Annotated in this window: 23 protein-coding genes; 13 read left to right on the top strand and 10 right to left on the bottom strand. The window is 66.2% G+C overall.

Annotated elements, in window-relative coordinates; genetic code table 11:
- Positions 1 to 140 precede the first annotated feature (140 nt).
- Both JNL31_RS03755 and JNL31_RS03750 read right to left on the bottom strand, forming a co-directional pair.
- A complete protein-coding gene (locus JNL31_RS03755; protein ID WP_294970170.1) occupies positions 141 to 956 on the bottom strand; it encodes a ferritin-like domain-containing protein in 816 nt (271 codons plus the stop codon).
- 66 nt (positions 957 to 1022) lie between these two features.
- Positions 1023 to 1484 carry a peroxiredoxin gene (locus tag JNL31_RS03750; RefSeq protein WP_294970167.1) on the bottom strand — a complete coding sequence of 154 codons (462 nt, stop codon included), beginning with the start codon at positions 1482 to 1484 and terminating at the stop codon, positions 1023 to 1025.
- Positions 1485 to 1614: 130 nt separating this feature from the next.
- Between JNL31_RS03750 and JNL31_RS03745 the strand changes: the two genes are divergently transcribed.
- From JNL31_RS03745 to uvrA, 9 genes are all read left to right on the top strand, one after another.
- Positions 1615 to 5025: an AsmA-like C-terminal region-containing protein gene (locus JNL31_RS03745; protein ID WP_294970165.1), complete on the top strand. Its 3411-nt coding sequence runs from the start codon at positions 1615 to 1617 to the stop codon at positions 5023 to 5025.
- The gene (gene queA, locus JNL31_RS03740) at positions 5022 to 6068 is read left to right on the top strand and encodes a tRNA preQ1(34) S-adenosylmethionine ribosyltransferase-isomerase QueA (protein WP_294970162.1); all 1047 of its coding nucleotides are present in this window, start codon (positions 5022 to 5024) and stop codon (positions 6066 to 6068) included. Before JNL31_RS03745 ends, queA begins: the two co-directional genes overlap by 4 nt.
- Positions 6065 to 6415 (top strand): DUF3147 family protein, encoded by a 351-nt coding sequence (locus JNL31_RS03735; RefSeq protein ID WP_294970160.1) that lies wholly within the window; start codon positions 6065 to 6067, stop codon positions 6413 to 6415. Before queA ends, JNL31_RS03735 begins: the two co-directional genes overlap by 4 nt.
- Positions 6416 to 6427: 12 nt before the next feature.
- Positions 6428 to 7681 carry an MFS transporter gene (locus JNL31_RS03730; RefSeq protein ID WP_294970157.1) on the top strand — a complete coding sequence of 418 codons (1254 nt, stop codon included), beginning with the start codon at positions 6428 to 6430 and terminating at the stop codon, positions 7679 to 7681.
- Positions 7682 to 7736: 55 nt separating this feature from the next.
- On the top strand, positions 7737 to 8324 hold the full coding sequence (locus JNL31_RS03725) for a DUF924 family protein (RefSeq protein WP_294970154.1): 588 nt from the start codon (positions 7737 to 7739) through the stop codon (positions 8322 to 8324).
- A gap of 76 nt (positions 8325 to 8400) precedes the next feature.
- Positions 8401 to 9798: a dihydrolipoyl dehydrogenase gene (lpdA, locus tag JNL31_RS03720; RefSeq protein WP_294970151.1), complete on the top strand. Its 1398-nt coding sequence runs from the start codon at positions 8401 to 8403 to the stop codon at positions 9796 to 9798.
- Positions 9798 to 10352, top strand: coding sequence for a methyltransferase domain-containing protein (locus JNL31_RS03715; RefSeq protein ID WP_294970148.1), 555 nt, complete (start codon positions 9798 to 9800; stop codon positions 10350 to 10352). Before lpdA ends, JNL31_RS03715 begins: the two co-directional genes overlap by 1 nt.
- A gap of 388 nt (positions 10353 to 10740) precedes the next feature.
- Positions 10741 to 11901, top strand: coding sequence for an MFS transporter (locus JNL31_RS03710; RefSeq protein ID WP_294970145.1), 1161 nt, complete (start codon positions 10741 to 10743; stop codon positions 11899 to 11901).
- Between the two features lie 84 nt (positions 11902 to 11985).
- The gene (gene uvrA / locus JNL31_RS03705; protein WP_294970143.1) at positions 11986 to 14850 is read left to right on the top strand and encodes an excinuclease ABC subunit UvrA; all 2865 of its coding nucleotides are present in this window, start codon (positions 11986 to 11988) and stop codon (positions 14848 to 14850) included.
- A 26-nt stretch (positions 14851 to 14876) separates the two neighbouring features.
- On the opposite strand, the gene JNL31_RS03700 is transcribed toward uvrA, so the two are convergent.
- A complete protein-coding gene (locus tag JNL31_RS03700) occupies positions 14877 to 15263 on the bottom strand; it encodes a hypothetical protein (RefSeq protein WP_294970140.1) in 387 nt (128 codons plus the stop codon).
- A gap of 169 nt (positions 15264 to 15432) precedes the next feature.
- Positions 15433 to 16932 (bottom strand): CoA-acylating methylmalonate-semialdehyde dehydrogenase, encoded by a 1500-nt coding sequence (locus JNL31_RS03695; RefSeq protein WP_294970137.1) that lies wholly within the window; start codon positions 16930 to 16932, stop codon positions 15433 to 15435.
- Positions 16933 to 17035: 103 nt separating this feature from the next.
- Here JNL31_RS03695 and JNL31_RS03690 point away from each other — a divergent pair, with 103 nt between their 5' ends.
- From JNL31_RS03690 to coaD, 3 genes are all read left to right on the top strand, one after another.
- Positions 17036 to 17944, top strand: coding sequence for a LysR family transcriptional regulator (locus JNL31_RS03690; RefSeq protein WP_294970302.1), 909 nt, complete (start codon positions 17036 to 17038; stop codon positions 17942 to 17944).
- Positions 17945 to 18000: 56 nt separating this feature from the next.
- Positions 18001 to 18435, top strand: a complete 435-nt coding sequence (locus tag JNL31_RS03685; protein ID WP_294970135.1) for a CBS domain-containing protein — start codon at positions 18001 to 18003, stop codon at positions 18433 to 18435.
- Between the two features lie 73 nt (positions 18436 to 18508).
- Complete coding sequence (gene coaD, locus JNL31_RS03680; RefSeq protein WP_294970132.1) at positions 18509 to 19000, top strand: pantetheine-phosphate adenylyltransferase; 492 nt, start codon at positions 18509 to 18511, stop codon at positions 18998 to 19000.
- A 55-nt stretch (positions 19001 to 19055) separates the two neighbouring features.
- Here coaD and JNL31_RS03675 read toward each other — a convergent pair whose 3' ends face one another.
- The 4 genes from JNL31_RS03675 to gap (JNL31_RS03660) all read right to left on the bottom strand — a co-directional run bounded on the left by JNL31_RS03675 (position 19056) and on the right by gap (JNL31_RS03660) (position 21669).
- Complete coding sequence (locus tag JNL31_RS03675) at positions 19056 to 19226, bottom strand: hypothetical protein (RefSeq protein WP_294970129.1); 171 nt, start codon at positions 19224 to 19226, stop codon at positions 19056 to 19058.
- A 180-nt stretch (positions 19227 to 19406) separates the two neighbouring features.
- A complete protein-coding gene (gap, locus tag JNL31_RS03670; protein WP_294970127.1) occupies positions 19407 to 20408 on the bottom strand; it encodes a type I glyceraldehyde-3-phosphate dehydrogenase in 1002 nt (333 codons plus the stop codon).
- An 85-nt stretch (positions 20409 to 20493) separates the two neighbouring features.
- Positions 20494 to 20637 (bottom strand): hypothetical protein, encoded by a 144-nt coding sequence (locus JNL31_RS03665; RefSeq protein ID WP_294970125.1) that lies wholly within the window; start codon positions 20635 to 20637, stop codon positions 20494 to 20496.
- A 30-nt stretch (positions 20638 to 20667) separates the two neighbouring features.
- On the bottom strand, positions 20668 to 21669 hold the full coding sequence (gap, locus tag JNL31_RS03660; protein ID WP_294970122.1) for a type I glyceraldehyde-3-phosphate dehydrogenase: 1002 nt from the start codon (positions 21667 to 21669) through the stop codon (positions 20668 to 20670).
- Between the two features lie 187 nt (positions 21670 to 21856).
- Here gap (JNL31_RS03660) and JNL31_RS03655 point away from each other — a divergent pair, with 187 nt between their 5' ends.
- Positions 21857 to 22831 carry a DUF808 domain-containing protein gene (locus JNL31_RS03655; RefSeq protein WP_294970119.1) on the top strand — a complete coding sequence of 325 codons (975 nt, stop codon included), beginning with the start codon at positions 21857 to 21859 and terminating at the stop codon, positions 22829 to 22831.
- Here JNL31_RS03655 and JNL31_RS03650 read toward each other — a convergent pair.
- Together JNL31_RS03650 and tkt are read right to left on the bottom strand one after the other, a co-directional pair.
- Positions 22828 to 23949 (bottom strand): HPP family protein, encoded by a 1122-nt coding sequence (locus JNL31_RS03650; RefSeq protein WP_294970116.1) that lies wholly within the window; start codon positions 23947 to 23949, stop codon positions 22828 to 22830. The genes JNL31_RS03655 and JNL31_RS03650 overlap by 4 nt on opposite strands.
- Before the next feature lie 124 nt (positions 23950 to 24073).
- Complete coding sequence (gene tkt, locus JNL31_RS03645) at positions 24074 to 26089, bottom strand: transketolase (RefSeq protein ID WP_294970113.1); 2016 nt, start codon at positions 26087 to 26089, stop codon at positions 24074 to 24076.
- Between the last annotated feature and the right edge of the window lie 145 nt (positions 26090 to 26234).

Below are 26234 nucleotides of genomic sequence, written 5' to 3'. Positions count from 1 at the left end.
TGGCTTCGCTACGTTGCCCCAAGACCTTGCGCCCCGGGCTCGGACCTGATTATCCACCCCATTTCAGGGTCGCAACAATTTTGACCATATTCGGGGTTTTTCCGCGCGGGACAGCCATTTCATCGGCAAGAAACCGCCGATCAGCCGACGTCCTCGGCCAGGGGCCAGTAGAAGTCGGGCGGCAGGCCCGCATCGGCACGCTTTTCCTCGTTGAACGGCGGTTTCAGCGACCCGTGGAAGTAACGGCGGACAAGGGTGTGAAACACCTCTTTCGGGTCGGTACCGTCGCGCCCGCAGAGCCAGTTGAACCATTTCGAACCATAGGCGACATGGGCGACCTCCTCGGCATAGATCACCTGCAATGCCTCCAGCGCCTGCGTCTCGCCATGCTTGCGGAACACCTCGATCATGCCGGGGGTGACGTCGAGCCCGCGGGCCTCCAGCACCATCGGCACGACGGCCAGTCGGCCATGCAGATCGTGGGCGGTATCCTCTGCCGCGCGCCACATTCCGGCATGCGCGGGAAGCGCGCCGTAGTGGCTGCCCATCGCTTCAAGGCAGTCGCAGATCAGGTTGAAATGCTTGGCTTCCTCGTCGGCGGCCTTCACCCAGTCGTCGTAGAAGCCCAGGGGCATCGGCTGGTCGGTGAAGCGGGCGATGATGTCCCAGTGCAGGTCAACCGCGTTCAACTCGATATGCGCGACGGCGTGAAGGAGGGCGATCCGCCCCTCGGGACTTCCGGGACGACGACGGGGCACGTCCTTCGGGGCGAGGAGTTCGGGTCTTTCCGGTCGGGCAGGAAACAGCGGAGGTTCGGCCCGGCCGATGGGCAGTGGTTCCCCGGCATCGCGGGCCGCGAACCAGCGGGCGGCATGCGCCCGGCCAAGCGCGGTCTTGGCGCGGCCATCGGCGGTCGTCAGAACCTCCACCGCCAGTTCTGCCAGGCTTTGCGTCATCCGTCGCGTCCCCCAAAAGCCTTCGAAGGCTTTTGCAAATTCCTTCGAAGGAATCTGGCCCTCATGTCACAGCGCCTTTGCGGCTGCCAGAACCTCATCCGCGTGACCCTTCACCCGATCGACCTGCCAGCGTTTCAGCACTGTCCCGTCGCCGCCGATCAGCAGGGTCGCCCGCAGCACGCCCTGCACCATCTTGCCAAAGAACAGCTTCTCGCCGAACAGCCCCCAATCCTGCATCAGATGCCCGCCGTGGTCAGAGAGAAGCGGCACCGTCAGCCCCTGTTTTGCGGCAAACCGTTCGTGTGATTTCACCGGGTCCTTCGACAGGCCAAGCACCACGACCCCCAGCGCGTGGAACTGCGGCAGCAGAGCGTCGAAATCCTTGACCGCCGTGGTGCAGGTCGGGCTGCCGTCCTGGCCATAGGCGAACAGGACCACGGGCTTCGGCCGCAGCGCCGACAGCGTCACAGTGCCGCCACCATCGCGGGGCAGGGTGAAATCGGGGGCGATCTGTCCTTCGGAAATCATGGGCGGCTCCTTGCCTTGCGATGACTTGTGACTATGCATCTGGTTGCCTTCGCGCAAAGATAAAGGCAGGGAACGCGCAAGTCACTCCGCAGGCGGGGTGAAGGGTGATACAGCGGGGCGGCAGTCTCAGATGAACGACCAGTCGGCCGGCATGGAAGACGGGCACACCCCCGTTGCCGCGCCCGCGCGACCCGAGCCGCTGATTCTGACCGATGCGCTTTCCCCCGTGCCTTCCCGGGCCGACGGTCGGCGCGCGCGAAGGCCGCGGGGGCGTGGAAGGCTCAGCCTGACGGTGATCCTGACGCTGGTCGTCCTGGCCCTGGGCTTCGGCTACCTCACGCTCGCCTATACCGGCAAGACGCTACGCCTGCCGACCTGGATCGTGGCCGAGATCGAGGCGCGGGTGAACGCGGGCCTGGAAGGCGCCCGGCTGCCGATGGGCACGGCGGTCTCGCTTGGCGGCGTGGAACTGGCGGTCGACACCGACTTCGTCCCCCGCTTCCGGATCGAGGACATCCGCCTGATCGGGGGCAATGGCCGCTCGCTTCTGGCCCTGCCCGAGGCGCTGGTGTCCTTCGAGCCAAAGGCGCTCCTGACCGGTAAGATACGGCCTGCCGAAGTGCGGTTGTCGGGCGCGCGCCTGGCGGTGCGGCGTGATGCCGAGGGCCGGATCGACGTACAGTTCGGCGGGCGCGGCGGCGGGGCGAAAAGCTCGTCCGAAATCCTGACCGCCGTCGAGACGCTGTTCGCCAGCCCGGCGCTGGAATCGCTCACCACCATCGAGGCCGAGGGGCTGACGCTCGTCCTGACCGACGATCGTGCCGGGCGGACCTGGCAGGTCGGCGACGGACGGCTGGCGATCGAGAACGGCGCAACGGCGATCTCGGCCGAACTGGGGCTGACGCTCCTTGATGGCGAGGTGCCCGCGCAGGCCGTGCTGACGCTCGTCTCCGACAAGGGCGCGAAGACGGCGCACCTGACCGCAAAGGTGGACAACATCGCCGCGACCGACCTGGCGGCCATGGCGCCGCCGCTGGCCTTCCTCGGCTTTGTCGATGCTCCGATCTCGGGTGCGCTTGACGCCCGGCTGGGCGAGGACGGCAGCTTCGCCGGCCTGACCGGCAAGCTTGGCCTCGGCGCGGGCAGCCTGGCCCCGGGCAAGGGCACAAGGCCGATCGGCTTCGACCGGGCCGAGATCTCGCTGGCCTACGACCCCGTGACTGCCCGGATCGACCTGGCCGACCTGTCGGTCGACAGTCCTTCGCTGCGGCTGAAGGCCCGGGGGCATGGCGATCTTCAGGGACCGGACGGCGGCGCGCTGGCGGTGGGGGCGCTGCCCGATGCCATCATCGCGCAGATCGCGTTCCAGCAGGTGATGGTTGACCCCGAGGGCCTCTTCGAGGAACCGATCCGCTTTGGCGAAGGCGCGCTTGACCTGCGGCTGCGGCTCAACCCCTTCCGGCTGGACATCGGCCAGCTTGCCCTGACCGAGGGCAACGAACGGCTGCTCCTCTCGGGTCAGGTCGGGGCCGAGGAGGCAGGCTGGGGCGGTGCGCTCGATGTGCGCCTGAACCAGATCGACGCCGAACGCCTGCTGAAAGTCTGGCCGGTGGCTGCAGTGCCGAAGACGCGCGCCTGGTTCGCCAGCAACGTCGGTCAGGGCAGACTGTCCGACGTGCAGGCCGCCCTGCGGCTGGAACCCGGCGGGCAGCCGCAGTTCAACCTGGCCTACGAGTTCGCCAACACCGAGGTGCGCTTCGTGCGCACCCTGCCGCCGATCCTGAACGGGCGGGGGCACGCGACGCTCGACAACAAGACCTACACCGTCGCCTTGGACGAGGGCCATGTCATCGCCCCCGAAGGCGGCCGGATCGAGGCCGACGGGACAGTGTTCCAGATCCTCGACATCACCCAGCGCCCCGCGACGGCCAAGGTCGACCTCGTCACCTCGGCCAGCCTGACCGCCACCCTGTCGCTTCTGGACCAGGAGCCGTTCAGCTTCTTCTCCAAGGCCGGGCAGCCCTACAACCTGGGCGACGGGCGGGCCGACCTGACCGCGACGATCCTGATGCCGATGAAGCCGAAGATCCCGTTCGAGGAGATCAGCTTCACCGTCGCAGGCACGATCCGCAACTTCACCTCGCCCGCGCTGGTGCCGGGCCGCATCCTGACCGCACCGGAAGTGGCGGTCGCGGTCAACACCGACGGGTTGCAGCTTTCCGGCAAGGGCAAGCTGGACCAGATGCCCATCGACCTGACCTATGTGCAGGGCTTCGGGCCAGAGCAGAAGGGGCGGGCGCGGGTGAACGGCACGGTCATCCTGTCCGACGCGGTGCTGCGCGACTTCGGGGTCGAACTGCCCGCAGGTTCGGTCAAGGGCGAGGGGCCGGCCGCCATCGACGTGGCTCTGGTCAAGGACCAGCCGCCGCAGCTGACGCTCACCTCGAACCTGACCGGCCTCGCCCTGCGACTGGATGCGCTTGGCTGGTCGAAGGCGGCGAAGACCAGGGGGGCGATCGACCTTGATGTGCGGCTTTCATCGCGCCAGCCGGTGGTGGAGCGTCTGGTCCTGAAGGCTCCGGGACTGGAGGCGCGGGGCAAGATCACCACCCGCGAGAACGGTGGCCTGGATGCGGCTGTCTTCGAACGGGTCAGGGCGGGCGACTGGCTTGACGCGCCGCTGACGCTGACCGGGCGCGGCAAGGGCGCGCTCGACGTCACGCTGACCGGCGGCACGCTTGACATGCGCCGGATGCCGGATACCAGCGGTGGCCCGGCTGGTGGCGGGCCGATCACGGTGCGGCTGGATGCCCTGCGTATCTCGGACGGGATTTCGCTGACCGATTTCCGCGGTGAGTTCGGCTCGAAGGGCGGTTTCAACGGCAGTTTCAGCGCCGGGGTCAACGGCAAGGCGGAAATCTCGGGGGTGGTGGCCCCGGCCAAGCAGGGCAGCGCGGTGCGCATCACCTCGGAAAATGCGGGCGCGGTGATGGCGGCGGCGGGCATCTTCGACAAGGGACGCGGCGGCAACCTGGACATGACCCTGATTCCACGCGGGCCGGACGGAGAGTACAACGGCACGGCCACCTTCACGCGCATGCGTGTCCAGGGGGCACCCGCCCTGGCCGAGCTGCTGTCGGCCGTTTCGGTCGTCGGCCTTCTGGAGCAGTTGAACGGCGAGGGGCTTGCCTTCAACAATGGCGAGGTCAAGTTCATCCTGACGCCCAAGGCGGTTGAAATCAGCCAGGGGTCGGCCGTCGGCGCCTCGCTTGGCATTTCCTTTGCCGGGCTGTACCTGAACGGTTCTGGCCGGATCGACCTGCAGGGGGTGATCTCGCCCATCTATCTGGTCAACGGGGTGGGACAGATCCTGACACGCAAGGGCGAGGGGCTGTTCGGCTTCAACTATCGCGTGACCGGGACGACGGACAATCCGAACGTGATGGTCAACCCGTTGTCGGTGCTGACGCCCGGCATGTTCCGCGAGCTGTTTCGCCAGCGCCCGCCGAACCTCAAGGACGCCGACGAGGGGGGCGGATGAAGCTTTCCGACTTCGACTTCGATCTGCCCGAAGCGCTGATCGCCACAAGGCCCGCGCGTCCGCGCCCCTCGGCCCGGCTTCTGCTGGCCGAAGGCGACCGGATCAGCGACCGGCAGGTGAGCGACCTGGTGGAGATCCTTCGCCCCGGCGACCGGCTGGTCCTGAACAACACCAAGGTCCTGCCCGCGCGGCTGTTCGGCACCCGCCAGCGCGGCGAGGCCGTGGCCAGGGTGGAAATTACCCTGCTGGAGCCGCGCCCGCAGGGCTGGCGCGCCTTGGCCAAGCCCCTGCGCAAGGTTCAGCCGGGCGAGGTGATCCGCTTTTCCGACCGGTTGTCCGCAACCGTTGCGGCCAAGACCGAAACCGACCTGACCCTTGCCTTCGATGCCTCCGGCGCGGATTTCGATGCCGCGCTGGCCGAAGCCGGGGTCATGCCCCTGCCGCCCTACATCGCGGCAAAGCGGGCGGCGGACGATCAGGACCGCACCGATTACCAGACCGTCTTCGCCCGCCATTCCGGCGCGGTCGCGGCCCCGACAGCCTCGCTGCATTTCGACGAAGAATTGCTGCGTGCCCTGGCCGCAAAGGGGGTGGAGTTCACCGAAGTCACGCTTCACGTCGGCGCGGGCACCTTCCTGCCGGTGAAGGTCGAAGACGTGACCACCCACAGGATGCACGCCGAATGGGGCCGGGTGACGGCTGCGGCGGCGGATGAGATCAACGCGACCAGGCGGGCAGGGGGCCGGGTGATCCCGGTCGGAACCACCGCGCTGCGGCTGATCGAAAGCGCTGCGGGGGCCGACGGGGTCCTGCACCCCTGGGAAGGCGAGACGGACATTTTCATCTATCCAGGCTACCGCTTCCGCGTGACCGACGCCCTGATGACCAACTTCCACCTGCCGAAATCGACGCTGGTGATGCTGGTCGCCGCCCTGATGGGGGAAGACCGGATCCGCAGTATCTACGCCCACGCAATCCGTGACGGGTATCGGTTCTTCTCCTATGGTGACAGTTCGCTTCTGATCCCGAAGGCTTCTGCATGAGCTACTTCGTCCTGAAGTCCATCCTGTCCGGTCTCCTGATCGCCGCGATTTCCGAAATCGCCCGGCGCAGCCCCGGGGTCGCGGCACTGGTCGCCTCATTGCCGCTGGTGTCGATTCTGGGGGTGATATGGCTTTGGCGCGATACGGGTGACACATCGCGAATCGCCAGCCATTTCGAGGCGACCTTCTGGTATGTCCTGCCATCCTTGCCAATGTTCCTGATGGTGCCCCGGCTCATGCGGGACGGGCATGGCTTCTGGGTCTCGCTTGGCCTTGGATGTGGCTTGACGATTGCGCTCTACTTCTTCCTCTTGTGGCTCGCCCCACGGTTCAACCTGCCACTCTGACGAAGGCCCCCGATGCTGCGCGTCTTCTTCCATTCCTGGCCGCTCCTCACCGGCGTCATGCTCCTGATGGTCGGCAACGGCGTGCAGGGCTCGCTCCTCGGCATCCGCGGTACGCTCGAAGCGTTCAACACCCTGCAACTGTCGGTGGTGATGTCGGCCTATTTCCTGGGCTTCCTGATCGGCTCGCGGCTTGCCCCCGGCATGATCCGCCGCGTCGGCCATGTCCGGGTCTTCGCCGCCCTCGCCTCGCTGATCTCTGCCGTGCTCGTGCTGTTCCCGATGCTGGTCGACTGGCAGGTCTGGGCGCTGATGCGGGTCATGATCGGCTTTGCCTTCTCGGGCATCTACATCACCTCTGAAAGCTGGCTGAACAACACCGCCACGAACGAGACGCGCGGCCAGGCGCTCTCGCTCTACATGATCGTGCAGATGCTGGGCATCGTCGCCTCCCAGGCGCTTCTCGCCGCCGGGGACCCCTTCGGCTACGACATGTTCCTGATCCCCTCGGTCCTCGTCTCGCTCGCCTTCCTGCCGCTCCTCCTGGCCGACACCCCCGCGCCCACTTTCGATTCCACCGCACGGCTGGGCTTTCGCGACCTCTTCCACATCTCGCCCCTCGGCTGCGTCGGCATGCTGATCTCGGGCGGCGTCTTTTCGGCGATGTTCGGCATGGCCGCGGTCTGGGGCACGCTCAGCCTGTTCAGCGTCGGGCAGATCGCGCTTTTCACCAGCTTCCTCTATGTCGGCGGCCTGCTGGCGCAGTACCCGATCGGCCGGATGTCGGACCGGATGGACCGCCGCAAGATCACGCTCTGGCTTTCGGTAGCCGCCCTGATCGTGCTGACGGTGGCGGCAATCTTCAAGCTGCCGTTCTGGGCCTATCTGGCGGTTGCGGCGGTACTGGGGGGCGTGACCTACCCGATGTATTCCCTCCTCATCGCCTATACCAACGACTTCCTGTCCAAGGAGCAGATGGCCGCCGCCTCGGCCGGGATGATCTTCCTGAACGGGTTCGGCGCGATCTTCGGCCCGCTCGTCACCGGCTGGCTGATGGGGGTGGTCGGTACCCGCGGCTTCTTCCTGTTCATGGCGGTGCTCTATGCCATCCAGATCGGCTACACGATCTGGCGGATGACCAAGCGCGCCGCACCCAGCCACACCGGCGGCTTCCGGGGCGTGGCGCCCACGGCCTCGACGCTCGCCACCGTCGCCGTCCTCGAAAGCGCGCCCGACCTCGGCCCCTCGCCCGAACCCGCGAAAGGCTAGAGGTTGCACCCGGCGGAAAGGCCTGTCAGGCTTCCCCGAAACGAGGGAGGTGCCGATGTCCGACCCGGTCGAGGTCCTGGAATTCTGGCTGCACGAGCTTGGCCCGAAGGGCTGGTATGCCGGCGGGGACGAGATCGACAGCCTCTGCCGCGACCGCTTCGCCGACCTCTGGCAGGCGGCCCATGACGGCGGGCTTGAGCACTGGGTCGATGGCACGGTCGGCACGCTCGCCTACCTGATCCTCACCGACCAGATCCCGCGCAACATCCATCGCGGCACCGCCTTGGCCTTCGCGACCGACCCGCTGGCCCGCGCCGCCACCCGCAAGGCCGTGGCGGAGGGCTGGGACCTGAACGCCCCCGAACCCGAACGCCAGTTCTTCTACATGCCCTTCGAACATTCCGAGGATCCGGCCGACCAGGCGCTTGCGGTGGAATACATGCGCGACCGCCTGCCCTCCGACCCCGAGAACCTCCTCCACGCCCGGGCGCATCAGGCCATCATCCTGCGCTATGGCCGCTTCCCCACCCGCAACGCGGCGCTTGGCCGGGTCTCGACACCCGAGGAACAGGCCTATCTCGACCAGGGCGGCTATGCCGCGTTGGTCAAGGCAATGAAGGACAGCCATGCGCCCGGCGCATAGGCCCACGGCAACACCAATGTTGCTTGGGTTTTTCGGATAGTTTAATGGCAAACTACTTTTTCTGGAGGAGGGAAAGATGGCTGCCCAAAGCTTCGACGTAATCGTGATCGGTGCCGGACCGGGGGGCTATGTCGCCGCCATCCGCGCCTCCCAGCTTGGCCTGAAAGTCGCCATCGTCGAACGCGAACATCTGGGCGGCATCTGCCTGAACTGGGGCTGCATCCCGACCAAGGCACTCCTCCGCTCGGCCGAGGTCTTCCACCTGATGCACCGCGCCAAGGATTTCGGGCTGAAGGCCGACGGCATCGGCTTCGACCTGCCCGCCGTCGTCGCGCGGTCGCGTGGCGTGGCGAAACAGCTGTCGGGCGGCATCGGCCATCTGATGAAGAAGAACAAGGTCACGGTCTTCATGGGCGCCGCGACCCTGCCGAAGAAGGGAACCGTCAGCGTCAAGACCGACAAGGGCACCGAGGACCTGACCGCGAAGTCGATCATCGTGGCGACCGGCGCCCGCGCCCGCGAGCTGCCGGGGCTGGAGGCGGACGGCGATCTGGTCTGGTCCTACAAGCACGCCCTCGTCGCGACCCGGATGCCCAAGAAGCTGCTGGTGATCGGCTCGGGCGCCATCGGCATCGAATTCGCCAGCTTCTTCAACACGCTGGGCGCTGACACGACGGTCGTGGAAGTGATGGACCGCATCCTGCCGGTGGAAGACGCCGAAATCAGCGCCTTCGCGAAAAAGGCTTTCATCAAGCAGGGGATGAAGATTCTGGAAAAGGCGGCGGTCAAGAAGCTGGACCGGCATCCCGGCAAGGGCGTCACCGCGCATATCGAGCAGGACGGCAAGATCACCACGCAGGACTTCGACACGGTGATCTCCGCCGTCGGCATCGTCGGCAATGTTGAAAACCTTGGCCTCGAAGCGCTCGGCGTGAAGATCGACCGCACCCATGTCGTGACCGACGAATTCTGCCGCACCGGGGTCGAAGGGCTTTACGCCATCGGCGATATCGCCGGGGCACCCTGGCTCGCCCACAAGGCCAGCCATGAGGGCGTGATGGTGGCCGAACTGATCGCGGGCGGCCATCCGCATCCGATCAAGCCGAACTCCATCGCGGGCTGCACCTATTGCCAGCCGCAGGTGGCCTCCGTCGGCCTGACCGAGGCCAAGGCGAAGGAGGCGGGCTATCAGATCAAGGTCGGCCGCTTCCCCTTCATCGGCAACGGCAAGGCCATCGCTCTGGGCGAGCCCGAGGGCATGATCAAGACCCTCTTCGATGCCAGGACCGGCGAGCTACTGGGCGCGCACATGATCGGCGCCGAAGTGACCGAGCTGATCCAGGGCTATGTCGTCGGCCGCGCGCTGGAGACCACGGAAGAAGACCTGATGAACACCGTCTTCCCGCACCCGACCCTGTCGGAAATGATGCACGAAGCCGTGCTCGACGCCTACGGACGCGCGCTCCACATCTGATGCGGTCGCTGAACCGGATCGTGATGCAGAAGGCCAGCCGGGACTGGATTGCCAGTCTCGGCCCCAAGGGGCTGGATGTGGCCGAAATCTCGGGCAAGTGGGGCGAGATGTTCGCCTTCCGCAGCTATCGCAGCTTCCATTTTCCCCAGCATGACCCCTGCACCGGCCCTTTCCGCGATGGCGCGGGCAAGGTGTTGAAGTTCGACCTGATCCTGGCCAATCAGGTCTGGGAACATATCGACCGCCCCCATGCCGCTACCCGCAGCGTGCATCGCATGCTGCGGCCCGGCGGCTGGTTCTGGATCGCGGTGCCGTTCTTCATTCCCTGGCACGCCGCCCCGGTCGACTGTTCCCGCTGGTCGGCGCGCGGGCTGGCGAACCTGCTGGTCGAAGGCGGCTTCGATCCGGATCGGGTGCAGTCCTTCCAATGGGGCAACCGCGCCGCCGCGCTGCGCAATCTGGAAACCCCCTGGCCGCCGGAATACAGGGACGATGACCTGACCAACGACCCGGACTTCCCCATCGTCGCCTGGGCCATGGCGCAGCGCGCCTGATCCCTTCTCGTTCGACGTCGTCTCCTCGTCGCATGACCGGGGCCTACGATCTGCCTTTCATCTTTGCCGCAAATATCCCTGCCGGAGCCATCTGCGGCCCGCCACACGCGCCCTGCCCACCTTTCATACTGGCCCAAATATCCCCGCCGGAGGCGTTCCCCGCCAACCAGGGGCGCGCGCGCTCACGCCATTTCATCGCTCCGCGAGGGGTGGTAGGGTGGGTGCCAACCCACCGTCCCCGCTGTCATCGAGCGCGACCGCGCATGGTGCAAGCCCTTAACAATCCCTGAACGCCCGCGCGCAAGCCCTTGAAATCGAACGACCAGAAAATCTGTCCACCGTGGACACCCCTCTGGCACCCCGCCCGCGATCCAGCTACGACTGCGCCATGCGCCCGCTGCCCCCCATGTTCCTCGTCCTCCTCCTCTGGTGCGCCGGTCTCGGCGCCGCCGCCCAGTTCGGCAAGATATCGATCCTCTACGAAAGCCTGCGGGCCACCTACGGCGGGAATGGAGAGATCGCCCTCGGCCTCGTCGTCTCCATCGTCGGCATGGTCGGCCTGATCTTCGGCACCACCGCCGGATTGCTGGTCGCCCGCATCGGCCCCCGCCGCGCCATCGTGACGGCGCTCGCCGCCGGGGCCGCGATGTCCGCCCTCCAGTCCCTGATGCCCGCCTACCCGCTGATGCTCGCCTCCCGCATCGTCGAGGGAGGAAGCCACCTTTCCGTCGTCGTCGTCGGCCCCACCATGATTGCCGCCCTCGCTCCCGATGACCGCCGCCCACTGGCGATGACCCTCTGGTCCAGCTTCTTCGGTGTCACCTACACCGTGCTCGCCCTGATCGGCCCGCACCTGGCGCCCACCACCCTCTTCCTCGGCCACGCCACCTACATGGCCGCGCTTGCCACGATCCTGTACCTGACCCTGCCGCCCGACCCGCGCCACGATCCGGCGCCGCTTGGCAATCTCCTCGCCCAGCACGCCGAAATCTACGCCTCTCCCCGCCTCGCCGCCCCGGCCATGGGGTTCTGCTGCTATACCTTCCTCTATGTCGCCATCCTGACCCTGCTCCCGCCCGAGACCCCCGAGACCCACCGCGCCCTGATCGCCGCCGGGATGCCGCTCGTCTCCATCGCAGTCTCGCTGACCCTCGGGGTCCGGCTTTTGAAACGCATGTCGGCCGTCCGGCTGGTGCAACTTGGCTACGCGTCGGCCATTCCGGGCTTCCTGCTCCTGTGGCTGTTCTGGGGGCAGGGGGCCGGGATGGTTGCGGGCGGGTTCCTCCTCTCCGCCGCGCTGGGGATCGTGCAGGGCGCCAGCTTCGCCTCGATCCCCGAGCTGAACGCCACGGCAGAGGACCGGGCCCGCGCTGCGGGGGCGGTGGCGCAGCTGGGCAACCTGGGCACCACGACAGGCACCCCGATCCTCGCTGCGCTCATGGCGAGTATCGGTCCGCCGGGGCTCGCCTTGGCGGCCACCACGCTGTGCCTGCTCGGGATCGGCGTGCACCAGCTTCAGGCGCGCCGCCGCCGACTGTCCGCCGATTGACGACCGTTCCCTTTTCGTTCACAAATTCTGGTTGGAGACTCGGCCGCGACGCACTATCTCTTGGCCGCATGTCCGGGGGTTGCCATGGCCGAACAGAAGTTCATCGAAGTGCGGGGCGCCCGCGAACATAACCTGAAGGGCGTCGATGTCGCGATTCCGCGCGACCAGCTGGTGGTGATCACCGGGCTGTCGGGGTCGGGCAAGTCCAGCCTCGCCTTCGACACCATCTATGCGGAAGGCCAGCGCCGCTATGTTGAATCTCTGTCGGCCTATGCCCGGCAGTTCCTCGACATGATGGGCAAGCCGGATGTCGACCATATCTCCGGCCTGAGCCCAGCGATCTCCATCGAGCAGAAGACCACCTCGAAGAACCCGCGCTCGACTGTCGGCACGGTGACAGAGATATACGACTACCTCCGCCTCCTCTTCGCCCGGGTCGGCACGCCCTTTTCCCCGGCCACCGGCCTGCCGATCACCGCGATGCAGGTGCAGGACATGGTGGATGCGGTGATGGCGATGGCCGAGGGGACACGCGCCTATCTGCTGGCGCCCATCGTTCGGGACCGCAAGGGGGAGTATCGCAAGGAATTCCTCGACCTGCGCAAGCAGGGCTTCCAGCGGGTGAAGGTCAACGGCGCCTTCCATGAGCTGGAAGAGCCGCCCACGCTCGACAAGAAGTTCCGCCACAACATCGACGTGGTGGTCGACCGGATCGTGGTACGCGAGGGGATCGAGACGCGGCTGGCGGACAGCTTCCGCACCGCGCTGAACTTGGCCGACGGGATTGCAGTGATCGAGCTGGCCGATGCCAGGGAAGGCGAGGAGCCGGTCCGCGTGACCTATTCCGAGAAATTCGCGTGTCCGGTCAGCGGCTTCACCATCGCCGAGATCGAGCCGCGGCTCTTTTCCTTCAACGCCCCCTTCGGCGCCTGCCCGGTCTGTGACGGGCTGGGCGTGGAACTGTTCTTCGACGAACGGCTGGTCGTGCCGGACCAGAACCTGACGCTCCTGCAAGGCGCCATCGCGCCCTGGGCCAAGTCGAAATCGCCCTACCTGACGCAGACGATGGAGGCCCTGTCCAAGCACTACGGTTTCAACCTGAAGGCCAAGTGGAAGGACCTGCCCGAAGCGGTGCAGGAGCTGTTCCTGCAGGGGTCGAAGGGCGAGGAGATCGAGTTCCGCTATGACGAGGGCGGGCGGGTCTATCAGGTGAAGCGGGTCTATGAGGGGATCATCCCCAACATGGAGCGCCGCTACCGCGAGACCGACAGCGCCTGGAGCCGCGAGGAGATGGAGCGCTACCAGTCGAACCGTGCCTGCGGGGCCTGTGGCGGCTACCGGCTGAAGCCCGAGGCGCTGGCGGTCAAGATCGCGCGCCTGCACATCGGCCAGGTGGTGCAGATGTCGATCACCGAAGCCTTCGCCTGGGTCGAAGGCGTGGCCGAGACACTGACGAAGCAGCAGAACGAGATCGCGCGGGCGATCCTGAAGGAAATCCGTGAACGTCTTGGTTTCCTTGTGAATGTCGGCCTCAACTACCTTACGATGAGCCGTGCGGCAGGCACCCTGTCGGGCGGGGAATCGCAGCGCATCCGGCTGGCCTCGCAGATCGGCTCGGGCCTGACCGGGGTGCTGTATGTGCTGGACGAACCCAGCATCGGCCTGCACCAGCGTGACAATGACCGGCTTCTGACCACGCTGAAGAACCTGCGCGATGCGGGGAACACGGTGCTTGTGGTGGAACATGACGAGGACGCGATCCGCGAGGCGGATTATGTCTTCGACATGGGCCCGGGGGCCGGAGTGCATGGCGGGATGGTGGTCAGCCACGGCACACCGGAGCAAGTTGCGGCCGACCCCGCCAGTTTGACCGGGCAATACCTCTCTGGCACGCGAGAGATCGCGGTGCCGAAGATCCGGCGCAAGGGCAATGGCAAGAAGCTGGTCGTCGTCGGCGCGACGGGGAACAACCTGAAATCGGTGACGGCCGAATTCCCGCTGGGCAAGTTCGTCTGCGTGACCGGGGTGTCTGGCGGGGGCAAGTCGTCCTTGACCATCGAGACGTTGTACAAGACCGCCGCCATGCGGCTGAACGGGGCGCATGAGACGCCCGCGCCCTGCGAGACGATCAGGGGGTTCGAGCATCTGGACAAGGTGATCGACATCGACCAGCGGCCCATCGGGCGCACCCCACGGTCGAACCCTGCGACCTACACCGGCGCCTTCACCCCGATCCGCGACTGGTTCGCCGGGCTGCCGGAATCGAAGGCGCGGGGCTACGGGCCGGGGCGGTTCAGCTTCAACGTCAAGGGTGGGCGCTGCGAGGCCTGCCAGGGCGATGGCGTCCTCAAGATCGAGATGAATTTCCTGCCGGATGTCTATGTCACCTGCGAAACCTGCAAGGGCCACCGCTACAACCGTGAGACTCTGGAAGTCAAATTCAAGAACAAGAGCATAGCCGAGGTTCTTGAGATGACATGCGAAGACGCCCGCGACTTCTTCCAGGCGATCCCGGCAATCCGCGAGAAGATGGATGCGCTCTGCGAGGTCGGGCTGGGCTACATCAAGGTCGGCCAGCAGGCGACGACCCTGTCAGGCGGCGAGGCGCAGCGGGTGAAGCTGTCGAAGGAGCTTTCCCGTCGGGCGACGGGGCGGACGCTCTATATCCTCGACGAGCCGACGACGGGCCTCCACTTCGAGGATGTGCGGAAGCTTCTGGAGGTCCTGCATTCGCTGGTGGAACAGGGCAACACCGTCGTGGTCATCGAACACAACCTCGACGTGGTGAAAACCGCCGACTGGGTGATCGACATCGGCCCCGAGGGCGGCGATGGCGGCGGCGAGATCGTGGCCACCGGCACACCCGAGGAGGTGGTCAAGGTCGAGGCGAGCCACACCGGGCGCTACCTCAAGGATCTTCTTCGCCCGCGCCGGGTGGCGGCGGAGTAGGTGGGCAGATTGCACACGCGCCCGCGTCAGTTCAGCACACGGTCCAGGATCCGGACGGCCTCGATGACGATCAGCGCATCACCTGCCACCCGCAGGATCTGGTTGTCGACTTGCAGATACCGGCTGCCGTCGCGATAGTCGCGCAGGCGCAGGCGTTCCCACTCGGCACGCGGGATCAGGACGTAGTCGTCGCGGACCCGGTCGCCCGCGTGCCAGTCAGGGTGGTGGCGGTCGTGATCGTGTTCTTCCTCATGGCCGCGATCGCCGTCATCCCACTTTTTCGCCTGACCGGGGGGCACGCAGGGCACGGCCTTCTTGGCTAGGCCGGGCGGGCAGGACTTGTCCTTCGCCGCGGCGGGAAGCGAGAGTGGGGCGGAAAGCGCGAGGGTGGCAGCAAGGACGATGCGCAGCATGGCAGGCTCCTGGGACAGGTCGCGTCTTGCAATGCCGCATGGCGGCAGAGAGTTCCATCCCGGACAGCCGCTCACTTGGGCTGTCGGCTGTTTCCTGCCTGACTGACAGCAACAGAAAGGGCGCGGGCCCGAAGGCACCGCGCCCTGATTTCCTAGATAACCGAAGAGCTTAGTCCAGTGCCTTGAAGTTCAGCGCAGCCCCGTCCTTGATGCCGCTGAACCAGCGCGCCGTGACGGTCTTGGTCTTGGTGTAGAAACGGAAGGCATCCGGCCCGTACTGGTTCAGGTCGCCGAAGGCCGAGCGCTTCCAGCCGCCGAACGAGAAGTAGGACAGCGGCACCGGGATCGGGAAGTTGATCCCGACCATGCCGACGTTGACACGCGAAGCGAAGTCGCGCGCGGTGTCGCCGTCGGCGGTGTAGATCGCGGTGCCGTTGCCGTATTCGTTGTCCATCACCAGCTTCAGCGCGTCGTCATAGGACTTGGTCCGCACCGTCGTCAGCACGGGACCGAAGATTTCCTGCTTGTAGATGTCCATCTCGGGCGTGACGTTGTCGAAGAGGGTCGGGCCGACGAAGAAGCCGTTCTCGTAGCCCTGGATCTTCAGGCCCCGCCCGTCGACCACCAGCTTCGCGCCCTGTTCGACGCCCGAGCCGATCAGGCCCAGGATCCGGTCTTTCGAGGCCTGAGTGATCACCGGCCCGAAATCGACATCGTTTCCAGCGGTATAGGGGGCGACCTTCAGCTTCTCGATCCGAGGCACCAGCCGTTCGATCAGCGCATCCGCCGTCTTGTCGCCCACCGGCACCGCGACCGAGATCGCCATGCAGCGTTCGCCCGCCGCACCGTAGCCGGCACCCACGAGCGCATCCGCCGCCTTGTCCATGTCGGCGTCGGGCATGATGATCATGTGGTTCTTGGCGCCGCCAAAGCATTGCGCCCGCTTGCCGTTCGACGCCGCGCGACCGTAGATGTATTGCGCGATCGGGGTGGAGCCGACGAAGCCCACGCCCTGGATCACCGGGTGGTCGAGGATGCCGTCCACGACCGCCTTGTCGCCGTTCACCACCTGCAGCACACCATCCGGCAGGCCCGCTTCCTTCAGCAGTTCCGCAAGGAACAGCGAGGTCGAGGGCACCCGCTCCGACGGCTTCAGGATCATCGCATTACCCGAGGAGATCGCCGGTCCGATCTTCCACAAGGGAATCATCGCCGGGAAGTTGAACGGAGTGATTCCGGCAACGACGCCAAGGGGTTGGCGCATGGCGTAAAGGTCGATGCCGGGCCCGGCGCTATCCATCATCTCGCCCTTCAGCATCGCAGGCGCGCCCATGCAGACCTCGATCACCTCAAGCCCGCGCTGCACGTCGCCCTTGGCGTCGGGGATGGTCTTGCCGTGTTCGCGGGCGACCATTTCCGCCAGCTTGTCCATGTTCTGATTGATCAGCGCGCCGAAGGCCATCATCACCCGCGCGCGGCGCTGCGGGTTGGTCGCGGCCCAGCCGACCTGTGCCTTTGCGGCCTCCTGGATGGCGTGGTCGAGTTCCCCGAGCGTGGCCAGCGCGACGCGCGCCTGCACTTCGCCCGTGGCGGGGTTCATGACATCGGCGAAGCGGCCCGAAGTGCCCGCGACGCGCTTGCCGTTGATCCAGTGACCGATCTCTTGCATGGAATCCTCCCGTTTGCTGGGGGGCTTTTACTCTTGCACAAACGCCAGACAAAGCGGCAATATGTCAAAAGGGTTTTGCAGGAATGCAAGAATGGCCGCGACGATGGACTGGGACGACCTGCGCGTTTTTCTTGCCGTGGCGCGGACCGAAAGCCTGTCGGCCGCAGGCAAGCAGCTAAGGATCGACCCGGCCACCGTCGGCCGCCGCATCGCCCGGCTGGAAGAGGCGACGAAGGCGCGGCTCTTCAGCAAATCCCCGCAAGGCTACGCGCTGACCGAAGAGGGCGCCCGTCTGATCCCGCATGCCGAAACCGCCGAACGGGCCGCGCTGGGGGCCGAGGAGAGCCTCTCCGGCCCCGGCGGCCTGACCGGGCTGATCCGTCTTGGCGCGCCCGATGGCTGCGCGAACTACCTTCTGCCGCAGGTGCTGGCCCGCATCTGCGACGCCAATCCCGGCCTTGAAGTCCAGATCGTCGCGCTTCCCCGCGTGTTCAACCTGTCGAAGCGCGAGGCGGACATGGCCATCGCCGTCAGCCGACCCGAGGCCGGACGACTGACGGTGCAGAAGCTGACCGACTATCACCTGCACCTTGCCGCCAGCCGCGACTATCTGGCGCAGGCCGCGCCGATCCGGCAGCCGGAGGACCTGACCGGCCACCGGATCATCGGCTACATCCCCGACATGATCTTCGACAAGGAACTCGACTATCTGGCCGAGATCGGGATCGGCCCCGCCACGCTCAGCTCCAATTCGGTCTCGGTGCAGCTGAACTGGCTGCGAACCGGGGCAGGGGTCGGCGTGGTGCATGATTTCGCGCTTCCCGCCGCGCCGGACGTCACCCGCATCCTGACCGAAAGCATCCACCTGACCCGGTCGTTCTGGCTGATCCGCCACGAAAGCGATACCCGGCTGGATCGCCTGAACCGCTTTGCCGACCAGCTGACCCGCGAGGCGCGCGCCGAGATGGCCCGGCTGGAAGGTGCATTGCGGGCCGACGAAAGCCGCCCTTGACAGAATCCCCTTTCCGGCCCGACGCTTGACCTCCGGTCGAAGGGAGGGGCCGTCCCATGCTCGTACAGCAGATCCTCGCATCCAAGGGCGACCAGAACGTGATCACGGTGCCGCCTGGCAGCACGGTGCAGGAAGTTGCCGCGCTCCTGTCCTCGAAACGCATCGGGGCGGTGATCGTTTCGGCGGACGGCAAGGCGGCGAAAGGCATCGTTTCGGAACGCGACATCGTGCGCGAGCTGGGCAAACGGGGGCCTGCTTGCCTGGGCGACAAGGTCGAAACCTTGATGACGGCGAAGATCGTGTCCTGCACCCGGGCCGAAGGCACCGATGCGGTCCTTGGCCGGATGACGGACGGTCGCTTCCGGCACATGCCGGTGATCGAGGATGGCAAGATGGTCGGCCTCATCTCCATCGGCGACGTGGTCAAGGCCCGGCTGATGGAGCTTGCGGCGGAGAAGGACGCGCTGGAAGGCATGATCAAGGGCTTCTGACCTGCCCGAAACCCCTTGCGCCCGCGCGGGCAATATTGTTGCGTGCGCGGGGCGGGCGGCTGCGGAGGATACCATGCGCATCGGGCTTTATCCGGGGACCTTCGACCCGATCACCCTCGGCCATACCGACATCATCCAGCGCGCGATGGCGCTGGTCGACCGTCTGGTGATCGGGGTGGCGATCAACCGCGACAAGGGTCCCTTGTTCACGCTGGAAGAGCGGGTGGCCATGGTCGAGGCGGAATGCGCGGCGATCATCGCCAAGACCGGGGGCGAAATCATCGTCCACCCGTTCGAGAACCTGCTGATCGATTGCGCGCGCGACGTGGGGGCGGGGATCATCATCCGCGGCCTGCGGGCGGTTGCGGACTTCGAATACGAGTTCCAGATGGTCGGCATGAACCGGGCGCTCGATTCCTCGATCGAGACGGTGTTCATGATGGCCGACGCCCGGCGGCAGGCCATTGCCTCGAAGCTGGTCAAGGAAATCGCCCGGCTGGGGGGCGATGTGTCGAAATTCGTCCCGGCCCCGGTGGTCGGCGCGCTGGCGGGCAAGTTCGGCTGACATGCAAAAGGGGCCCGAAGGCCCCCGCATCAGGTCCGGCAGTGGGTTTTGCCGTTCAGGCCGCCTTGCCGTAGACGGATTCGCGCGCAAGGCGCTCGGCGTCGCCCGGGTAGATCCCGAGGTCCAGCGCGATGTCGGCGGGCAGGTTGGCAATCTCGTTGCGGGTCTGGCGATACAGCACATAGTTCGCCGCAGCGGTCTTCAGCATTTCATACACAGAGGTCATTTTCATCGTCCTTCTTCATCCGCGAGAGGTCTGCTTTTCCTTTCTCGCATGGCAGGAAGATAGGGGTGTCTGCTAGCGCCAACAACATCCAATGCTGCGGTGCAGCAATGCACTGATTGCATAGCTGTCGGCAAGAAAAAAGGCGCCAGAAGGCGCCTTTTTCCTGTAATAACAATCAATTCAGATCAGCTTGCCCATCGCGACGGCCGTATCAGCCATGCGGTTCGAGAAGCCCCATTCGTTGTCATACCAGCTGAGGATCGAGACGAAGGTCCCGTCCATCACCTTGGTCTGGTCCATGTGGAACACCGACGAATGGGGGTCGTGGTTGAAGTCCGACGACACCAGTTTCTCGTTGGTATAGCCGAGGATCCCCTTCAGCGGCCCATCCGCCGCCGCCTTGATCGCGGCATTCACCTCCTCGACCGAAGTCGCGCGCTTGGCGATGAACTTCAGGTCCACCACCGAGACATTCGGCGTCGGCACCCGCATGGCGAACCCGTCCAGCTTGCCCTTCAGCTCGGGCAGGACCAGCCCCACCGCCTTGGCCGCGCCGGTCGAGGTCGGGATCATCGACAGCGCCGCCGCGCGGGCGCGGTACAGGTCCTTGTGCATCGTGTCCAGCGTCGGCTGGTCGCCGGTATAGCTGTGGATCGTGGTCATCATGCCCTTCTCGATCCCGATGGCGTTGTTCAGCACATAGGCCACGGGCGACAGGCAGTTGGTGGTGCAGGAGGCGTTCGAGACGACGATGTCATCCTTCGTCAGTGTCTTGTCGTTGACGCCATAGACGATGGTCTTGTCCGCACCCTCGCCGGGGGCCGAGATCAGCACCCGTTTCGACCCGTTCTCCAGATGGGCTTGGCATTTCTCCTTCGAGGTGAAGATGCCGGTGCATTCCAGCACGATGTCCACATCCGACCAGGGCAGGTCGGCCGGGTTCTTCAGCGCCGTCACCCGCATCGGCCCGCGGCCCACGTCGATGGTGTCGGTGCCGGTGGTCACGGTGGCCGGGAATTTCCCGTGGACCGAATCGTAGCGCAGGAGATGCGCGTTGGTTTCCACCGGACCAAGGTCATTGATGGCGATGACCTCGATGTCGGTACGACCCGACTCGATGATGGCGCGCAGAATGTTGCGTCCGATCCGTCCAAACCCGTTGATGGCAACCTTCACGGCCATGACTCTACCTCCAAAGCAGGGGCTCGTATCCCGATAGCGCTAACAATGACATATCGCCGGGAATTGCAACCGGAGTTTGACGCGGTCAGTTCCAGAAATCCACCCATTCGATCAGGTCAAGGAACTTGCGGGCCAGGAACATCAGCGCCGACCCGCCATTCAGGGCAAGGTCGGCGATTATGGCGGCCGTCAGGATCAGGCCGATCCAGAGCGCGATGATGTTGGTCACGATGGCCCCCAAAGGGACCGGCGGCCCCGATTACTGCGCGAGCCGCCCCATGACGCCGGCGACATCGGCCATCCGACAGGAGAAACCCCATTCGTTGTCATACCACGCCAGCACCCGAACGGAACGGCCCGCGACCTTGGTCTGGTCCGGCGCGAAGATCGAGGATTGCGGCGTGTGGTTGAAGTCGATCGACACCTTCGGCTCGGGGTCATAGGCCATGACCATGCCCATGTAGCCTGCGCAGGCTTCCCTGACGATTTCGTTAACCTCCGCGACCGTCACCGACTTCTCTGCGATGAAGGTCAGGTCCACCGCCGACACGTTCGGCGTCGGCACCCGGATCGCAGAACCCTCCAGCCGCCCGGCCAGTTCCGGCAGCACCTCGCCGATGGCCTTGCCGGCCCCGGTCGAGGTCGGGATCATCGCCATTGCCGCCGACCGCGCCCGGTACAGGTCCTTGTGCCGCCGGTCCAGCGTCGGCTGGTCGCCGGTGTAGCTGTGGATCGTGGTCATGATCCCGCTCTCGATCCCGATGCTGTCGTTCAGCACCTTGGCCAATGGCGCGAGGCAGTTCGTCGTGCAGGAGGCGTTCGAGACGACCTTGTGTTCCGGCAGCAGGCTGCGATGGTTCACCCCGTAGACCACGGTCAGGTCCGCCCGCTTCGCCGGGGCCGAGACCAGCACCCGTTTCGCCCCGCGCCCCAGATGCACCGCCGCCTTGTCGCGGTCGTTGAACTTGCCGGTGCATTCCAGCACCACGTCCACGCCCTGCCAGTCCAGCTCTTCGGGGTTGTAGGTCGACATCATGCGGATCGGGCCCCGGCCGAGGTCCATGCCTTCGTCCGTGACCTTCACCACCCCGGGGAAACGGCCATGCACCGAGTCGTAGCGCAGCAAGTGAGCGTTCGTCTCGACCGGACCCGTGGCATTGATCGCCACCACCTGCACGTCGTTGCGGTTCGATTCCGCGATATGCGCCAGCGTGCAGCGCCCGATGCGGCCGAAGCCGTTGATGCCGACAGTCACGGTCATTCTGGAAGTCCCCTGCTGATGCCTGGAAAGAGGCCTTAGCCGGTCCACAATGGTATGCAAGGCGGAAAACGACGCCTTTTCATGATGTTAGCGCAATCTTCGCCTGTTTGCGCTAACCCGGGGCATCGCTTTGCCGAATCCCGCGTTTCCCGCTACATCCACGGTTGCAGGCAGGATGGGGCAGGGCATGAGCGGGCTTCTCGCACTTCTCGACGACGTGGCGGCGATTGCCAAGGTGGCGGCAGCCTCGATCGACGATGTGGCGGCGGCGGCGGCCAAGGCGGGGACCAAGGCCGCAGGCGTGGTGATCGACGACGCGGCGGTGACGCCGAAATACGTCCACGGCTTTTCCGCCGACCGGGAGCTGCCGATCATCTGGCGCATCGCGCTCGGCTCGCTGAAGAACAAGCTGATCATCCTCTTGCCCGGGCTTCTGGCACTGGACTATTTCGCCCCCTGGGCCATCACCCCGCTTCTCATGCTGGGCGGGGCCTATCTCTGTTTCGAAGGGGCTGAAAAGCTGGCCCATGCCTTTGCACCCCATGCGGACGAAGGGGTGGAAGCGGATTACGACACCAAGGATCCTTCCCATCTGGAAGAGGAAAAGGTGGCGGGCGCGATCAAGACGGATTTCATCCTGTCGGCCGAGATCATGACCATCGCGCTTGCCGCCATCGAAAGCCCGAGCTTCTGGCTGGAGGCGACCAGCCTTGCGGTCGTCGGCACCCTCATCACCGTCGCGGTCTATGGCGCGGTGGCGCTGATCGTGAAGATGGACGACGTGGGCCTGCATCTGGCTGCGAAGGGGCGCACCAGCGGGGGCAGGGCACTTGGCCGGGGGCTGGTCCACGGCATGCCGAAGCTGATGGCGTTCCTGTCCACGGTCGGTACGGCTGCGATGCTCTGGGTCGGTGGCAACATCGTGATCCACGGGCTGGAGGTGACGCATCTCTGGGCCTGGCCGTATCAGACGATCCATTACATCGCCGAAGCTGCGGCGCACGCCGTACCGGCGGCGCAGGGCTTCGTCGAATGGCTGGTGACGGCGACGCTGGACGGCATCTTCGGCGTTATCCTGGGGGTGATCCTGATCCCGGTCGCGACCCGCGTGATCGGTCCGCTCTGGGCTGCCGTCACGGGGCGGAAGGCCGCCGCGCACTAGGCCCCGATCAGCGCCAGCCTTTGCGACAGGGCCGAGACGAGATCGGTTCGCGTCACGATGCCGACGATGCGGTCGCCCTCGACAACCGGCACCGCCTCGGCCCCGCCATCGGCCAGCAGCGGCAGAAGCGCGCCCACCGGGGTATCGGCTGTCACCTTGGGCACCGCGCGCTCCATGATCTCGGCCGCTTTCGGGGGGCGCTTGCGATGGGTGTCGATCAGATGTGCCAGCGCCCGGATGAAGCTGTGGTGCTGGCGGAAGGCATCCTCGCGCGCGCGGCGGATCAGGTCGATCTGGAAGATGACGCCCAGAAGCCTTGCATCCCCCTCGACCACCGGCAGCGAGGTGAAGCCCCGCTTGCGGAACAGGTCCGCCACTTGGCTCAGCGCCGCATCCGGCCCCACCGTCACCAGATCGCGCGACATGATGTCGGCGGCGGTGAACCCCTCCATCCGCCGCGCCGCTGCCGCCTGCTCCGCCGCCCCCACCAGCCGGGCAAGGTCGGCCACGCCCAGGTTGGCGGACTGGCGGTAGTCCTCCAGGATCGTGGCGAGTTCCGCCGGATCAAGCCCGATCCGCGCCTCCGGCGCGGGGTCGGTCGTGCCGTGCGTCCCGGGCTGTGACGGCTGGCGGAACGGGTAGACGCGGCCAACCCCGTGGTTCCACAGGACCCCGAGCGCTACCAGGAGCGCCGACCCGGCAGCAACCGTGGCCAGGGTCGCACCGCCATGACCCATCCCCCCGAGCGCCACCAGCAGGGCCACCGCGCCCCCCGGCGGATGCAGGGCGCGCAGCGCCAGCATGGTGACAATGGCCAGCGCAACCGCCAGCGGCACCACCCAGTCGGCCGGGGGCAGGGCACCGATCATCGCCAGCGCAACCAGCGCCGAGGCGGTGTTGCCCACGACCACCGACCAGGGCTGCGCCAGGGGGCTGTTCGGCACCGCGAAGACCAGCACCGCCGAGGCCCCGAAGGGCGCGATCAGCCAGCCAAGGCCGATGCCATGCAGCGCCAGCCCCGCGAGGAGAAGGCCTAGCCCCGCCCCGAACCCGGCGCGCGCCAGGTCCACCGCCTTCGGCCCCGCCATCGCCGGGGCCAACCCTCGCCATCCTGCCATGCGCTTCTCCTTGCCGGTCAAGCCTGACCCGGCGCCCGGTCATTGAAAAGGCCGCCTTCGCCAGGCGGCCCATCCGTTTTCGCCATCCACACGGCGGGCGGCACTTCGACCGCGACGATTGGGGTCAGAGAAGCGACTTCACCTTCGCGACGGTCGCCTCCGCGGTGATCCCGAACTCGGCATAGAGCCGCTCCATCGGGGCCGAGGCGCCGAAGGACGACATGCCGATGAACCCGGCTTTCGCCTCGCGGCCCCGCTCGCCCAAGAGCCAGCGGTCCCAGCCTTGGCGCACACCCGCTTCCACCGCCACGCGCACCGGGCCTGCGGGCAAGACGCGCTTGCGATAGGCCTCGTCCTGCGCCGCGAACAGCTCCATCGACGGCATCGAGACCACGCGGGTGCCGATCCCCTCTGCCTCCAGCGCCTCGCGGGCCTTCAGGGCAATCTCGACCTCGGAGCCGGTGGCCATCAGGATCACCTGGCGCTTGCCGGTCGCCTCGGCCAGCACATAGGCACCCTTCGAGACGAGGTTCGCGTTGGTATGCGTCTTCCGCACCGCCGGAAGGTTCTGTCGTGACAGCGCCAGCACGGTGGGCCGGGTCTTCTCGGTCAGCGCGATCTCCCAGGCCTCCGCCACCTCCACCAGATCGGCCGGGCGGATGACCAGCGTGTTGGGCGTCGCGCGGCTGATCGCCAGATGCTCGACCGGCTGGTGCGTCGGGCCATCCTCGCCCAGACCGATGCTGTCATGCGTCATCACATAGACGACCGGCACCCCCATCAACGCCGAAAGCCGCATCGAGGGCCGGGCATAGTCGGTAAAGCACATGAAGGTTCCGCCATAGGGTCGGACCCCGCCATGCAGCACCATGCCGTTCATCGCCGCGGCCATGCCATGTTCGCGGATGCCGAAATAGATGTAGCGGCCCTTGCGATCCTCGGGGGTGAAGGTGCCCAGATCGGCGGTCTTGGTGTTGTTCGACCCGGTCAGGTCGGCCGAGCCGCCAATGGTTTCCGGCATGACCGGGTTCACCGCCGCCAGCACCTTTTCCGACGAGGCGCGGGTGGCAAGCTTGGGCAGGTCAGCAACCGCCTGTTTCTTCACCCCGCGAATGGCGGCCGCCAGCTTTGCCGGAGCCTCCAGTGCGAAGATACGGGCGAATTCGGCCTGCTTGGCGGGTGACAGGGCGGCGATGCGCGCCTCCCACTCTGCCCGGGCTTTCGCCCCCTTGGCCCCCAGCGACTCCCACCATTTCTTGATGTCGGCGGGCACTTCGAACGGCCCGCCTTTCCAGCCATAGGCATCCTTCGCCGCCTGCAGCTGCGTCTTGTCGGTCAACGCACCATGGCCCTTGTTGGTGTCCTGCGCCGCATGGCCGATGGCGATATGCGTCTTGCAGGCGACCAGAGCCGGGCGGGCGCTTGCCTTGGCGGCGGTCAGCGCCCGGTCGATGTCCACCGGATCATGGCCGTCACAGTCGAACACGTCCCAACCGCTCGCCGCAAACCGCGCCTTCTGGTCCGTCACGTCGGACAGCGAAACCTTCCCGTCTATGGTGATGCCGTTGTTGTCCCACAGGACGATCAGCCGCGAGAGCTGCTGCTTGCCCGCCAGGCCGATCGCCTCCTGCGACACGCCTTCCATCAGGCAACCGTCGCCCGCGATGACCCAGGTGTGGTGATCCTGGATCTTCGCCCCCCAGCGCGCCCGCAAGGACTCCTCGGCAATCGCGAACCCGACCGAGTTGGAAATGCCCTGGCCCAACGGTCCCGTCGTCGTCTCCACCCCCGCGACATGGCCGTATTCCGGGTGCCCGGCGGTGATCGCGCCCCACTGGCGGAAATGCTTGATCTGGTCCAGCGTCATGTCCTCGTACCCGGTGAGGTACAAAAGCGCATAGATCAGCATCGACCCGTGCCCCGCCGACAGGATGAAGCGGTCGCGGTCGGGCCAGCGCGGCGCCTTGGGGTCGAACTTCAGATGTTTCGAAAACAGCACCGTCGCCACGTCGGCCATGCCCATCGGCATCCCCGAATGGCCGGAATTCGCGGCGGCGACCGCATCGAGCGCGAGCGCGCGGATCGCGGTGGCGCGCATCCAGTGGTCGGGGTGCTTGGTGCGAAGGGTCTGGATGTCCAAGGCGGCATTCCTTTTGGGCTGGCGTGGCAATGGAATTGCCAGCCTCCTATCCACCGCGACCGGCAAGATCAAGCTTGGTCCCCAAGGCCTTGGGAAGAAAGGCCGGTCGCCTTTCCGGGGTTTCGCGCTAAGATTGCCTCTGACC

Origin of the sequence: Tabrizicola sp. (assembly GCF_016792905.1) — a bacterium.
Taxonomy (GTDB): Bacteria; Pseudomonadota; Alphaproteobacteria; order Rhodobacterales; family Rhodobacteraceae; genus Tabrizicola.
This window is presented reverse-complemented; position numbering and strand designations above follow the sequence as displayed.